The sequence below is a fragment of the Tenacibaculum caenipelagi genome, assembly GCF_004363005.1.
GTDB classification, from domain to species: domain Bacteria; phylum Bacteroidota; class Bacteroidia; order Flavobacteriales; family Flavobacteriaceae; genus Polaribacter; species Polaribacter caenipelagi.
In genome coordinates, this window is record NZ_SNYH01000001.1 from 719,504 (window position 1) to 733,775 (window position 14,272).

The window sequence follows — 14,272 nt, forward strand, 5'->3', positions numbered from 1 at the left end:
GTTTTTACTTATAAAAGAAAAATTTGAAGGGGTTTTTCTATAAAGAAATTCAAGCTGGCACTTCAATTTAGCATGAGAAAAACTTTTTTTTGCGTTGATGCACATACATGTGGAAATCCTGTAAGAGTTGTTGCAGGTGGTGGTCCTAACTTAGTAGGAGCCAACATGAGCGAAAAACGTCAACATTTTTTAAAAGAATACGACTGGATTCGGAAAGGTTTAATGTTTGAACCTCGAGGGCATGATATGATGAGTGGTTCTATCTTGTTCCCACCACATAGTCCTGAAAACGATTTCGCAATCTTATTTATCGAAACTTCTGGTTGTTTACCTATGTGCGGTCATGGAACTATTGGAACTATTACCATAGCTATTGAAGAGGGCTTAATAATACCCAAAACCTCAGGAAAAATAAAAATGGAAGCCCCAGCTGGTTTGGTAGAAATAGAATATCAACAAACTGGTAAAAAAGTAGATTGGGTTCGTTTAACCAATGTTAAAAGTTATTTAGCAGCAGAAGGTTTAACAGTAGACTGTCCTGAATTAGGCGAAATAACTTTTGATGTTTCATATGGCGGAAACTATTATGCTATTGTAGATCCTCAAAAGAATTTTAGTGGGGTTCATAATTTTACCGCTTCCAAAATTGTGCAATATTCTCAGGTTGTTAGGGATAGAATCAATGAAAAATACCCAGATATGTTTATTCATCCAGAAAATGATACCATCAAAGATGTAACGCATATGTTATGGACAGGTAATCCTATTCACCCAACCTCATCAGGGAGAAATGCCGTATTTTACGGTGATAAGGCTATTGATAGAAGCCCATGTGGAACAGGAACCTCAGCTCGTTTAGCGCAATTATATGCTAAAGGAAAATTAAAACTTGGTGAAGAGTTTATTCATGAGAGTTTTATTGGAAGTAAATTTATTGGAAGGGTAGAAAAAGAAACCACATTAAATGGTGAACTAGCTATTATTCCGAGTATTCAAGGATGGGCAAAAGTGTATGGATATAACACCATTGTTATTGATGATGAAGATGATCCATACGCACATGGATTTCAAGTAATTTAATAATTTATAAGCTACGATATGTCATCTCGAGCGAAGTCGAGAGATCATTTATGAATAAAGAAGTTGTTATTATTGGCGGTGGAATTATCGGTTTATGTTCCGCATATTATTTATACAAAGAAGGACACAAAGTTACTGTTATTGATAAATCTGATTTTTCATCAGGCGCTTCGTATGTAAATGCTGGGATTATCACTCCTAGTCATATTATTTCATTGGCTGCTCCAGGAATGATTAATAAAGGTATTAAATGGATGTTGAGTTCTACCAGTCCATTATCTATCAAACCTCGATTGGATTATGATTTTTTACAGTGGACATGGTTATTTAAAAAATCTTCAACACAAAACAAAGTAGCAGCCTCAATTCCTGTTATTAAAAATATCAATCTGTTTAGTAGAGATTTGTATGAAGAACTAAAAGCTTCAAAAGATTTCGATTTTCATTACCAACACAAAGGTTTAATGATGTATTATAAAACTGATAAAATGGGAGAAGAAGAATGGAATGTTGGGAAACTTGCTATAAAAGAAGGATTAAAAGTTGAACACCTTACAAAAGAAGAAACTCAAAGACTAGAACCTAATGTAGATTTGAACATTAAAGGTTCTGTATATTATCATTCTGATGCACATATGACTCCGAATGAGTTTATGTTAAAAATGAAATCCTATTTAGAACGCAATAATGTGACTTTCATAGCAAACGAAGAAGTAATAGATTTTCAAATTTCTGATGGAAAAATAAAATCAATCAACACAAAAAACAATACTATTACTGCTGGTGAGTTCGTACTTACAACAGGGAGTTGGACACAAAAACTAGCAAAAAAAATAGGAATAACTATTCCCGTGCAGGCAGGAAAAGGCTATCGAATTAATGTAAAAAGAGAAACAGGCATTCACATTCCTGCTATTTTAACAGAAGCTAAAGTTGCTGTCACTCCTATGAATGGTTTTACTCGTTTTGGGGGAACTATGGAAATTGCTGGTATTAACAGTCAAATCAATACTAAAAGAGTCAATGCTATTGCAAATGCTGCCGAAAGTTATTATAGCGGGCTACAAATTAGTCAACAAGAAAGAAAAGATATTGAAAGTGGTTTACGCCCTTGTTCTCCTGATGGTTTACCATACATTGGTAAACTTTCAAAAATTAAAAATGTTACTGTAGCAGCTGGTCATGCAATGATGGGATGGAGTTTAGGACCTGCAACAGGTAAATTAGTTTCTGAAATTATAACTGATAAAAAAACAAGTGTCGACCTCACTCCTTTTCACGTTGAACGCTTTACATAAAAAAACTCAAGAGCTACAAACTCTTGAGTTTTTAAAACAACAAAATAGCAGACATTTACATGTCCTTCACATATACTTTATCTATAAATTTAGAACTTAACAATCTGGCAACTCCCATATAACTAGGTTTAAATTTAATTTTATCCCCTACTTTATATTTTACATTTCCCGATTTGTCTTTATTAGAACCTACATCAATCACTAACATATCAGAAGTTATTCCTACAAAAGAAATATCTTTATCATCTGTCTCAATATCATCTTTATCTACATCTAACAAACCAACATCTAAAATTGCTTTATAGGACGTTTCTTGTACATTATTCTCATCATAATCTGTTGTATGTCCAATATTTGCTTCATTTATAATACCATCTGGTACTAACTTTTTTTCTTTTAACTCTATGATATTAGCATAAAACTCAAAAGTTTCGGTATGTAAATTTTTAAACTGCTTATTTTCTAACGGACTTACTCCAAAAAATGCTGCTTCACCAATTCTAAAATGATTAATTTCTTTAGGTACCACTTTATTTTCTATTAAAGGTAAGGTGATAGACGTTCCTCCTGAAACATACTTTAGTTCTTTGTTGAATTTTGCTGAGATTAGTTCTTTATACAGTGACAACTGCATTAATTTATCATAGGTAGGTTCTACCCCATACATGCATCCTAAATTTGAACCAATTCCAATTACATCAATATTTGACAAATTGAATACTTTCTCATAAAAATCTAAAATATCATCTCTTCTTACACCTTCTCGCAATTCTCCTAATTCAATCATAATAATAATTTGATGAACTTTCTTTTTCTTTTTTGCAGCTTCATTTAGTGATTCTATAGTTGATAACGAACTATTCAAAGAAATATCAGCATATTCTACCACCTCATCTGCATATATTTCAGCCGGAGGTTTTATATAAATAGTTCTTAAATCTGGATTTACTGCTCGTAAGTTTCTCAAACTTGTTAATCTTGAATCACCTACAGAGTTAATATTTTTAATTACATCTTTAGTTAAAATTGTTTTCAAAAACATTTTATCTCCTGAAAATACTTTTGTCACTAAACTCCATTCTATATCATTCGATTTGAAAAAATCGCTTAACTCTTTTATATTCTGTTTTATTCTTTCAGAATGTATTATTAATTCTGCCATATTATTTTGTTATAACTCTTGGTAAGTTATCTGGTAATTTTGTTAGTAACTCGTAATTAATTATTTGTATATAGTCATTAAAAGATGACACTGTAATTTCTCGATCTCCTTGATCTCCTATTAACACAACCTCATCTCCTTTTTCAACATGTTCTGCATAAGTTACATCAACTGCCATCATATTCATATTCACTGTTCCAACAATACTATGTCTCTTTCCTCTAATTAAAACTTTACCTCTATTACTTAACGATCTGCTATATCCAGATGAGTATCCTACAGGTATAATTGCAATTTTTGTTTCATGATTTGTAAAAAAAGAAGTCCCATAACCAATAAACTGTCCTGCTTTTACAGTTTTTACATCCATTACCATAGTTTTCCATGAAATTACTCTTTGCAATGGTGATTCAAAAATTTTATGTTTATTTAAATAGTGAACCAAAATTTCTTTTGTTGGGAAAAAACCAAACTGTAAAATTCCTATTCTAACTAAATCAAATCTAGTTTTAGGATATCGAATACTTGCTGCTGAACTTGCTAAATGAAAATCAGGGTTTAAAAAATCATACTGATTAATTTTCTTTATTGCATTTCTAAACTTTTTTTGTTGATCAGTAATTCTCTTATAATTCGAAATACTTTCTGCTCCAGCTAAATGAGAGCAAACTCCTTTTACTACAAGATACTGTAAATTTTCTTGAATGTACTTAATTACATTAGGAATGTTTTTTACGACAAATCCTGTTCTATTCATCCCTGTCTCAATCTCTAAATGAACTTTTGCTGGAATTTGAAGTCTTTTTGCTGCCTGAACTGTTGCTTGTAGTCTATCTATCTCAAAAACATAAAACTCAATATTGTTTTCAACAGCCCATTCTAATTGACTATTATCAATCATTCCCATAATCATTATAGAAATGTCTTTTTGAGGTAAAGCCTTTTTTAATTCATAAGCTTCGTTAGCATCAGAAACACTAAAATGTCTAACCCCATGTTTATAAGCTAATGTACAATAGGTTCTAATTCCATGACCGTAAGCATTTCCTTTAACCACGGAAGAAAACAACACGTCTTCACCTAAATGATTTTTTATAAAACGGATATTATTCTCAATAGCCGATTCTGAAATTTCTATAAAAGATGTATGCATCATGATTTTAAAACCTCTTTTACTATACTGTGAAATAGTTGTACTCCTGTCATGATAATATCATTGGGAAAATCATAATCTGGATTGTGTAATGCTGGAATGCTTTCTCCGGCTCCTAATCCAAACATTGCTCCTTTATATTTTTGGGTAAACAGTCCGAAATCTTCTCCCCATTTAAATGGAGTTTTAATATTATTTACTGATAATTTATTCTGTTCTGCAGATTTTTTAATAATTGACACAGCCTCTTCATCATTTTTATTTGAATAAAACTCTTCAAACCAAGAAGTTTTGATAACTAAAGAATGCTTTTTCTCTAACTGATTAATTAACTCCTCTAGCTTCTCTCTTTTCTCTTCCATCAAATTAGTATCCCAACCTCTAAGAGTGAGGTGTACTTCACCATACCCTGCTGATATTCCGTAGGCTTTTTCTCCCATCGTTATATAAATTGGAGTTACTAATAAAAAATCTTGTGATTCTGGAAAGTTTTTACTCTCTAATTCTGCAAAAATTAAAATTTCTGCAATTGCATTGGAAGGATTGTACCCTTTTTCGGGTTCAGCAGCATGTGCTGTTTTTCCACTAAGCTGAATTACGACACTCTTTACATTACTTGTAAATGTTTTGTTTTTTACCACAATTTCATGCTTTGCAAAACCAGGTAAATTATGCAATGCAAAAACAAAATCTATTTTTATCTTTTTAAAAAAAGGATCTTTTAAAACAGCTGCAGCACCTTTTCCGTTTTCTTCTGAAGGTTGAAAAAGCAGCAATACTTTTCCTTCCTCAATAGGATGCTTGGTTAACATATTTGCCACTCCTATCATGATAGTTGTATGTCCATCATGACCACATTTATGAGAAATTTTTTTGTTTATAGATTGATGCTGAAACGTATTTTTTTCTTGAATTGGTAATGCATCAATATCTGCGCGTAGCATAACTGTTTTTCCTGCTTTTTTTCCTTCAAAAATTGCAATAACACCTGTGCTAGCCACCTCAACAACTTTACATGAAGTGTTTTTTGTTAAATATGCTTTTATTCTTTTTTGAGTTTCATACTCCTTTCCAGAAACTTCTGGATATTGATGTAACTCTTTTCTAAATTCTTCTAAACTGTTTTTTAATGTTTCCACTACCTTACTTTTTTGCATACTGTATTATAGAGAATACTAAGGCTGATAATGTAATACCAAAGAAATTAGCATCTAACCCTAATGGTAATTTCACCTCTAAAACAATTAATACTAACGTGGTGAGCCCACCAGAAATCATAGCATAAAATGCGGCTACAGATGATGGCTTTTTAAGAAATAATGTTCCTAAAACGGGTACTAACAATCCTGATACCATAAAAGCATATGAATACAGCATTAGCTCTAACACATTTTGCATCATGGTTGCTAAAATTATTGCCAATCCACCTATTAAAAATGTAATAATCTGTGAATTTTTTATACTGATGGTCTTTTTAAAATACCCAAAAATATCAGTAGTTAAATTTCCTGATGCAGCCATCAAACAACTATCAGCTGTTGACATAATTGCTGAAAAGTATGCAGACATCATTAAGCCCATTAATCCTACGGGTAGAATACTTCTTAATAATAACGGTAACCCTAACTCTGCATCCATTTCTGAACCAGGTGTATACCCTATTGAGCTAAACATTCCTTGTTCGTAAGCCACTCGCGAAAATAATCCTAAAGCAACTCCCATAAATGCCATTACTGGATACTCAAAAAGTCCTGCTATTGTCCATGCTTTTTTGGCTGTTTTCTCATCTTTACATGCATAAATTCTTTGGTATAATGTCATTCCTACAAACCAAATAGGTACTATTGTAATAATCCAGTTAAACATGGTAATAAATGAAATATTTGAAAGCGATAAAAAACTAGCTGGTAAAACTTCTTTAATTGCATTCCAACCTCCTATTTCAATATAACCAATAGGAATACCTATACCTATCAATCCTACCATAAGAATAATCCACTGTATGGTATCTGTATAAATTACAGCTTTAATTCCGCCAATAACGGTATAAACCACAGCGATAACTCCCATAATTAAGACTGCATCTGTTATCGATATAGAAGGGAATGTTGCTGAGGCTAATTTTGCTCCTGCTAAAATTTGTGAACTTGTAAAACCTATATACCCTATCAAAGATATGATTCCAGCAATCAAAGCTACTTTTGTATTATAGTGAAAAGCTAAAGATTGTGGAAAGGTTAAAAAATGATGCTTCTTCGCTATGGGATATATTTTCGGGATTAAAAAAACGGCACTTATCCAAGCACCTAATAACCCTGTGAAAAGCATCCAACTACCCGAGAGTCCCATTAGAAAACCTAAACCTCCTAATCCTATAGAAAATCCGCCCCCTACATCGGTTGCTACCACTGATAACCCTATATGTCCTGCTGACATATTTCTTCCTCCTACATAATAATCTTCTTGTGATTTATTTTTATTCATGAAGTAAACCCCTACTCCAAGCATAAAAACCAAATATGTTATAAAAATAACGAGATCGATAAAATGTATATCCATATTTTATTTTTCTTTTTCTAACAAAAATTGTTCTCTGTATTGCGCCTTTTTTAATTGCTCTCTTTTACTTGCTGATGGTTTTGTATATTCTTTTCTCTCTCTTATTTCTCGCAATACTTTTGTGTTTCTATATTTTCTTCTGTAGCGTTTAATCGCTCTATCTATATTTTCGTCTTTTTTTACTTTTATTATTAACATATACTTTAATTTACTTACCCTAAGTATGTTTGTAACACACTGGTTCTTGATTTTTGTTTGAGTCTTCGAATTCCTTTTTCTTTAATTTGACGCACACGTTCTCTTGTTAAATCAAACGTTTCTCCTATTTCTGTCAAACTCATTGGTCGATAATTTTCTAAACCGTAAAACAGCTTTATAATATCTGACTCTCTCGGAGAAAGAGTTTCTAAACTTCTGCTTATTTCTAATCGTAAAGATTCCTGTATTAGCTCTTTATCTGGTTTAGGAGCTTCAGATGCTTTCATAACATCATACAGATTAGATGTTTCTCCTTCTCTCAAAGGCGCATCCATAGAAATATGTCTTCCAGAATTTTTCATTGACTGTCTTACGTCAGAAACCGTCATATCTAAAACCTTCGCTATCTCTTCAGCTGTTGGCATACGTTCATTACTTTGCTCTAGCTTAGATACTGCTTTGTTAATTTTGCTGATACTTCCTATTTTGTTTAGTGGTAATCGAACTACACGAGATTGTTCTGCCAAGGCTTGTAAAATTGACTGACGTATCCACCAAACTGCATATGATATAAATTTAAATCCACGTGTTTCATCAAATCGTCTTGCTGCTTTTACCAAACCGATATTTCCTTCATTAATTAAATCTGAAAGTCGTAACCCTTGGTTTTGGTATTGCTTAGCTACCGAAACAACAAATCGTAAATTAGCGTTTACTAATGTTTCCAAAGCTCTTTGGTCTCCTGTTTTAATTTTTTGAGCCAATTCAACTTCTTCATCAGCAGTAATCAAATCAATTTTCCCAATTTCTTGTAGGTATTTTTCAATAGATTTTGATTCTCTATTGGTAACTTGTTTTACTATTTTTAACTGTCTCATGTTATCGTTTTAGTCTCATTTCTAAATATGGAGTAGTGAATCCCAGTTTTTCATACAAAAATTTAGCTGGATTGTCTTTCTCTACATGTAAAGCAATATCGCCTTGGCAATTTTCTATAGCATATTTCATAATTTTTTTACCAAGACCTTTTCCTCTGTACTCTTTATGGGTAGCGATGTATACTAAAATATTCTCAGGAATATACTCATCCATCCCTGTTTTATTAATTACTACAGCTCCTACAATTTCTTTATTATCTTCTATAGTAAAAATAGCACCTCCCAATCCTGTTCTTTCTTTAGCAGCATACTCAATTGCTTTGCGTATTGCTGATTTTTCATCCCCGTAATTTTCGAGATGTGTATATAAGAAATTTGCTACTCTTTCTATTTCAAGTGGTGTTATACGATTAAAAGCATCGTAAGTGTGTAATGTCATAATTTGATTTTTATAAATAAAGCTATGCTTAACAACAAACAACTTCAATTAAACATTTTGCTTTATTGAAGGTTTATAAGCATTAATACAAAGCCTATTTGGGGTTTAATTTCTGTTAGCGCAGAATATACTTTTGCGAAAAGTGTACAAATATTTTAATTCAATATTCGTAAGGTCCAAAAACAATTTATAATCCTATCAATTCAAATAGAATATAAAGTGATTCAAATACGTTTGAAATCTTTTCCTTTTAAGAAAAGCAATTATAATTTAGAATCCTGGTGGAATAAACTTGTCCGATTGATTTCGGAACACAAGGTAGTTGAATGTGAAAACTCGTTGATTTTTTTTCTCGTGTGTAGTATCTACCATATCGTGCAAAGGTACAAATTATATAAGTAATTTCAAAATACCCTCTATAAAAGAGCCTTTTACACCATCTTATAACAAATTAAGGAGCTATTTTCAATAAAAAAGCATCTTAGTAATCTAAGATGCTTTGCTGTAGTATTTATTTTTTAAAATTGGCTATTCCTTCTTGAAGCCAACTGTGATATTCATCAACATTGGGTGTATAAGCTACAGGATCAATTAAATTAGATTCGTCATGATTCATCAACACATAAAATGGTTGTGAATTAGCTTTATACTTAATCGTTTGTAATTCGCTCCATTTTTGCCCTATATACTTTAACTTCTTTCCTGGGGTTAGTTTTGATTCAACTACCTCATCATCTTTCAATGGTCGTTTATCATCTACATATAAAGAAATCAGAACTACTTTGTTCTTTAAAACATCTAAAACTTTTGGTTTAACCCACACATTTTGTTCCATCTTTCTACAGTTTACACAAGCATGTCCTGTAAAATCAATCATCACTGGTTTCCCTACTTTTTTGGCATAAGCCAACCCTTTGTCATAATCATGAAAAGCTACAATATCGTGTGGTGGCATTAAATGCGCTCCCTCAGGTAAAGCTTCATGGTTATTTTCTTGGGTACTTGTCGTTCCTTGTTTGGTAAACCCTACTCCGTAAGGTGATTCACTATAACCTTGTGGCGGTGGAAAAGCACTGATTAAGTTCAACGGTGCTCCCCATAATCCCGGAATCATATATATAGTAAATGATAATACTATCAATCCTAAACTCAACCTTCCTACCGAAATGTGAGTAACAGGACTATCGTGTGGTAATTGTATTTTTCCGAATAAATAAAAAGCTAAAGCTCCAAAAATTGCAATCCAGATAGCTATAAACACTTCTCTTTCTAACAAGTGTAATTGCAATACTAAATCGGCATTTGATAAAAATTTAAACGCTAATGCTAATTCTAAGAATCCTAAAACTACTTTTACTGTGTTTAACCATCCTCCAGATTTTGGTAACGAATTTAACCATCCTGGGAATGCCGCAAATAATGCAAATGGTAAAGCTATTGCTGAAGAGAATCCTAACATCCCTACAATAGGAGCTATTCCTCCTTTAGAAGCAGCTTCAACTAATAAAGTCCCAACAATAGGTCCAGTACATGAAAACGAAACTATTGCCAAGGCTAATGCCATAAAGAAAATTCCTATTAAACCTCCTTTATCTGCTTGTGAATCTACTTTGGTTGCCCAAGAACTTGGTAAAGTAATCTCAAAAGCTCCTAAGAAAGAAACTGCAAAAATTACTAAGATTAAAAAGAAAATTATATTAAACCATACGTTGGTTGATAGTGCATTTAAGGCATCAGCTCCGAATGCCGCAGTTACCACAGACCCTAACAACACATAAATTGCTATGATAGATATTCCATAAATAATCGCATTACGTATTCCTGCTGATTTACTTTTACTTTGTTTGGTAAAGAAGCTTACTGTCATCGGTATCATTGGAAACACACATGGAGTTAGCAAAGCAGCAAATCCTGATAAAAAGGCTATGAAGAAAATTCCCAATAAACCTCTTTTTCCTTCTTTTTTAGTTTCTTTTACTTTTTCTACTGACTTAACTTTAGTTTCTTTTTTATCACCTGCTGTAGTCTTAACAGCTATTGCTTTTGTTAAATCAAAACTTAAATCTATTTCTTTTGGAGGCAAACATTGTTCGTCTGTACAAGCAATAAACTCTACAAAAGCGTTAACCTGTGTTACCCCTACATCTGCTAATTCTATTGTTTGTTTAAAAACTGCTTTATTAGCAAATGATTTAATATTCATTCCTTCATCGCTAAAAAGCGTGGTAAACTTAATTTTCCCCTCAGGTTCCGAAGTGTTTCCTACAATCTTAATTTTACCTCCTTCATCATCATACGTAAACGTTGTAGGAATTGGCCCGCCTTTCGGCACTTCCTGTGCGTACAAATGCCAACCCTCTTTAATTGTTGCTGTACTTACTAAACTATAGGTGTTTTCTGAAACCTTCTCTACACTTGTTTTCCATGTTATGGGGTTGTAAATTTGACTTACAGCCGTAAAACTAATGGCTAAACAAAAGAGAAATGCTACTATTTTTTTCATTATATTAAGGGAAAAAGGGATTAATTTACGTTAAAACTTAAAATTACTTCTTTAGGTGGTAAACAATTTTCACCTGTGCAAACCATATATTCTACCGCTCCTTTAACCGTAAATTTATCTGCAGTTTTTAATCGAATTTTTTGTTTAAATACTGCTTTAGTATCGAAGTATTTAATTTTCATCTCAAAGATAGGGTCATCAACTACATGACCTTCTCCTTCACTTGTATTTCCTTTCTTTAGATATCTTGCATCTCCCTCAAACGTAAATAAGGTTGGAATTGGTCCCCCTTGTGGGATTTCTTGCGAGTATAAATGCCAGTCTTTTTGTATAGTAGCTACAGCTATTAATTCGGCCTCCTTATCAGATATCTTTTTTACTGAAGTAGTCCATTTTACTGGGTCGTGTACTTGTGCAAATGAAGCACTTCCAAAAGCCAACAGCAGGAAAAAAAGTATTTTTTTCATCGTTTTTATTAGTTGTATTAATGTTTAATCTGTAAATGTAATGTCTTTATTCACTAAAACACAAAAGATTAAAAAAAGTTTAACATTAACAAAACTACAACCCAAAAACATAGTTCTAAATTTCCAAGTAAAAAAACAACAAGTTCAATTTCGCTGAACCACACTACAAATCAATTAATTATTCCCATTTTTTTTTATCTTTGATAAAAAACTTCCTCTATACCTAGAAAACATATTATAAAATACAAACCACACTTTTATTTATTGGCTTATGAAAAAAATTTTACTCAACTTTTATTCTTCTTTTGGAAATTCTTACTCCAAAACTTTAAAGTCTAACAATTTCAATAGTAAACAAAACTTTATACGAAACTGTATTGTTGTTTTATCGTTACTACTATTCTCTGGCACCTTAAATGCCCAAACCACAGTAACCAAGTATTTTACTGGTCCAACTCAAGAAATTGATGGCTGTGGATCTGACTACTGTGCTACAGTAGGTAGCGTTAATTTTACTTCTGGCGATTTTCCAGCTGGAGCTGTAATAACAGATGTTAAGGTAACCATCACTTGGCAAAAAACAGGTGGAACCTGTTCTGCTCCGACCTCTGACCTCCCGAATAACGCAGAAATAAGCTTTCGAATTGATGCGCCGGATCTTAACATAGGTCTGCCTTTAGCTCCAGAGCTTACATGGTCCGGCGAAACCCAAGGCGGCGTGGTGACTACAGTATTTGATGATGCTGGTACAACTGCTCCTTCTGGCACTCCAACATCCGGGACTTTTAAACCTGCTGGGGTTGTTACTTTTGCTAACAACTTTAATGGGCTAGCTCCTTTTGGCATTTGGCAACTAATGGCTGGGGATACATTTTCAAATAATAATGCCCTTTGTGTCTATAACTTTTCCGTTACCATAACAGCCAATGTGCCACCCACTGCGGTATGTAAAACAAATCAGCTTACAGAAATATTTTTAGATGAAAACGGACAGGCTACCCTTACACCTCAGGATTTAGATGGAGGATCAAGCGATGCAGAAGGCCCAGTGACTTTATCTTTAAGTAAAGACACCTTTGATTGTAGTGAAGTGGGGCAGAATTTTCCAGTGACACTTACGGTAACAGATTTTGCCGGAGAAACCGATTCTTGTGTAACACCTATTTGGGTTAGAGATACTATGCAGCCTGTGGTAAGTTGTAAAGATGCTACAGTGATTTTAGATGCTAATGGTAGTTACCAATTAACTAAAAATGATTTAGATAATGGTAGTACAGATAATTGTTCAGCAGACAATAATTTAACTTATACTTTTTCGCCGGCGTGGTTTTATTGTAAAGATGTTGGGGTGCATACAGTAACTATGACTGTGGAAGACGAGCATGGTAATAGTGCTAGTTGTGATGCAACCGTTACAGTAAGCAAAGGAGAAGATTTGGCTATTACCGATGCATATCCGGTAGATATTTGTTATGGAGCAGCAGCCAATACTGGTAAAATTGTTTTAAAATGGGCGGGTATAGCTCAAGAAGTAATATTAAAACCAGATGGAGGGATTGCTACGACCTATAATTCAGGTTTAGAAAATGGAGAGTTAGATATTACTGGTTTAGTAGCAGGAAATTATACTTTGGAGATTAATGGAATCTGCGGACAAATGGTTTCTTCAACCGTGGAAATTAAACAACTAGAGGAACTGGCTATTGCCAATGCTGTACCTATTGATATTTGCTTTGGAGCAGGTGGTAGCACTGGAAAAATTGATCTAGAATGGAACGGTAGTGTTAACTTCATAGGCATTCAATCTACCTATCCTAATGGAGGAACAGGGTCTAGATCGATCGACCAAGGTCTTGATAATGGGTATACTACTATAGATAACTTTCCTGCAGGTATACATGAAATCACTCTTTACGGTACCTGTAGTAAAACTGTCTCTACAACCGTGGAAATTAAACAACTAGAGGAACTCGCTATTGCCAATGCTGTACCTATTGATATCTGCTTTGGAGCAGGTAGTAGCACTGGAAAAATTGATCTAGAATGGGACGGTAGTGTTAACTTCATAGGTATTCAATCTACCTATCCTAATGGAGGAACAGGGTCTAGATCAATCGACCAAGGTCTTGATAATGGGTATACTACTATAGAAAACTTTCCTGCAGGTATACATGAAATCACTCTTTACGGTACCTGTAGTGAAACTGTCTCTACAACCGTGGAAATTAAACAACTAGAGGAACTCGCTATTGCCAATGCTGAACCAATTGATATTTGCTTTGGAGCAGGTAGTAGCACTGGAAAAATTGATCTAGAATGGGACGGTAGTGTTAACTTCATAGGTATTCAATCTACCTATCCTAATGGAGGAACAGGGTCTAGATCAATCGACTAAGGTCTTGATAATGGGTATACTACTATAGATAACTTTCCTGCAGGTATACATGAAATCACTCTTTACGGTACCTGTAGTGAAACTGTCTCTACAACCGTGGAAATTAAACAACTAGAGGAACTCGCTATTGCCAATGCTGT

12 protein-coding genes are annotated in these 14,272 nt (G+C 33.4%); 3 read left to right on the top strand and 9 right to left on the bottom strand.

Annotated elements, in window-relative coordinates; all coding sequences use genetic code 11:
* Positions 1-72 precede the first annotated feature (72 nt).
* Positions 73-1,080, top strand: coding sequence for a 4-hydroxyproline epimerase (locus DFQ07_RS03290; RefSeq protein ID WP_133534844.1), 1,008 nt, complete (start codon positions 73-75; stop codon positions 1,078-1,080).
* A gap of 50 nt (positions 1,081-1,130) precedes the next feature.
* Positions 1,131-2,378, top strand: a complete 1,248-nt coding sequence (locus DFQ07_RS03295; protein ID WP_133534845.1) for an NAD(P)/FAD-dependent oxidoreductase — start codon at positions 1,131-1,133, stop codon at positions 2,376-2,378.
* Between the two features lie 55 nt (positions 2,379-2,433).
* Here the strand turns inward: DFQ07_RS03295 and DFQ07_RS03300 are convergent, their stop codons facing one another.
* The 9 genes from DFQ07_RS03300 to DFQ07_RS03340 all read right to left on the bottom strand — a co-directional run bounded on the left by DFQ07_RS03300 (position 2,434) and on the right by DFQ07_RS03340 (position 11,737).
* A complete protein-coding gene (locus DFQ07_RS03300) occupies positions 2,434-3,540 on the bottom strand; it encodes an alanine racemase (RefSeq protein WP_133534846.1) in 1,107 nt (368 codons plus the stop codon).
* A gap of 1 nt (position 3,541) precedes the next feature.
* Positions 3,542-4,696, bottom strand: coding sequence for an alanine racemase (gene alr, locus DFQ07_RS03305; RefSeq protein ID WP_133534847.1), 1,155 nt, complete (start codon positions 4,694-4,696; stop codon positions 3,542-3,544).
* On the bottom strand, positions 4,693-5,832 hold the full coding sequence (locus DFQ07_RS03310; protein WP_243743922.1) for an amidohydrolase: 1,140 nt from the start codon (positions 5,830-5,832) through the stop codon (positions 4,693-4,695). The genes alr and DFQ07_RS03310 overlap by 4 nt, the downstream gene beginning before the upstream one ends.
* Before the next feature lie 4 nt (positions 5,833-5,836).
* Positions 5,837-7,177, bottom strand: a complete 1,341-nt coding sequence (locus DFQ07_RS03315) for a sodium:solute symporter family protein (protein ID WP_243743923.1) — start codon at positions 7,175-7,177, stop codon at positions 5,837-5,839.
* A gap of 78 nt (positions 7,178-7,255) precedes the next feature.
* On the bottom strand, positions 7,256-7,450 hold the full coding sequence (gene rpsU / locus DFQ07_RS03320) for a 30S ribosomal protein S21 (RefSeq protein WP_133534849.1): 195 nt from the start codon (positions 7,448-7,450) through the stop codon (positions 7,256-7,258).
* A gap of 14 nt (positions 7,451-7,464) precedes the next feature.
* Positions 7,465-8,328, bottom strand: a complete 864-nt coding sequence (locus DFQ07_RS03325; protein ID WP_133534850.1) for a sigma-70 family RNA polymerase sigma factor — start codon at positions 8,326-8,328, stop codon at positions 7,465-7,467.
* 1 nt (position 8,329) lies between these two features.
* Positions 8,330-8,767: a GNAT family N-acetyltransferase gene (locus tag DFQ07_RS03330; protein WP_133534851.1), complete on the bottom strand. Its 438-nt coding sequence runs from the start codon at positions 8,765-8,767 to the stop codon at positions 8,330-8,332.
* Between the two features lie 511 nt (positions 8,768-9,278).
* Entirely contained in the window at positions 9,279-11,270 is a 1,992-nt protein-coding gene (locus tag DFQ07_RS03335) for a protein-disulfide reductase DsbD family protein (RefSeq protein WP_133534852.1), read from the bottom strand.
* 20 nt (positions 11,271-11,290) lie between these two features.
* Positions 11,291-11,737: a protein-disulfide reductase DsbD domain-containing protein gene (locus DFQ07_RS03340; RefSeq protein ID WP_133534853.1), complete on the bottom strand. Its 447-nt coding sequence runs from the start codon at positions 11,735-11,737 to the stop codon at positions 11,291-11,293.
* A 271-nt stretch (positions 11,738-12,008) separates the two neighbouring features.
* Here DFQ07_RS03340 and DFQ07_RS03345 point away from each other — a divergent pair, with 271 nt between their 5' ends.
* Positions 12,009-14,132 (top strand): DUF5011/hyalin repeat domain-containing protein, encoded by a 2,124-nt coding sequence (locus DFQ07_RS03345; protein ID WP_133534854.1) that lies wholly within the window; start codon positions 12,009-12,011, stop codon positions 14,130-14,132.
* The last annotated feature ends 140 nt before the right edge of the window (positions 14,133-14,272 follow it).

Bases quoted from the DNA above. Each gene is read 5' to 3' on its own strand.
- DFQ07_RS03330 (WP_133534851.1), bottom strand. From the start codon at position 8,767: ATGACATTACACACTTACGATGCTTTTAATCGTATAACACCACTTGAA.
- DFQ07_RS03290 (WP_133534844.1), top strand. From the start codon at position 73: ATGAGAAAAACTTTTTTTTGCGTTGATGCACATACATGTGGAAATCCT.
- DFQ07_RS03325 (WP_133534850.1), bottom strand. From the start codon at position 8,328: ATGAGACAGTTAAAAATAGTAAAACAAGTTACCAATAGAGAATCAAAA.
- DFQ07_RS03315 (WP_243743923.1), bottom strand. From the start codon at position 7,177: ATGAATAAAAATAAATCACAAGAAGATTATTATGTAGGAGGAAGAAAT.
- DFQ07_RS03300 (WP_133534846.1), bottom strand. From the start codon at position 3,540: ATGGCAGAATTAATAATACATTCTGAAAGAATAAAACAGAATATAAAA.
- DFQ07_RS03340 (WP_133534853.1), bottom strand. From the start codon at position 11,737: ATGAAAAAAATACTTTTTTTCCTGCTGTTGGCTTTTGGAAGTGCTTCA.
- DFQ07_RS03295 (WP_133534845.1), top strand. From the start codon at position 1,131: ATGAATAAAGAAGTTGTTATTATTGGCGGTGGAATTATCGGTTTATGT.
- DFQ07_RS03335 (WP_133534852.1), bottom strand. From the start codon at position 11,270: ATGAAAAAAATAGTAGCATTTCTCTTTTGTTTAGCCATTAGTTTTACG.
- rpsU (WP_133534849.1), bottom strand. From the start codon at position 7,450: ATGTTAATAATAAAAGTAAAAAAAGACGAAAATATAGATAGAGCGATT.
- DFQ07_RS03345 (WP_133534854.1), top strand. From the start codon at position 12,009: ATGAAAAAAATTTTACTCAACTTTTATTCTTCTTTTGGAAATTCTTAC.
- alr (WP_133534847.1), bottom strand. From the start codon at position 4,696: ATGATGCATACATCTTTTATAGAAATTTCAGAATCGGCTATTGAGAAT.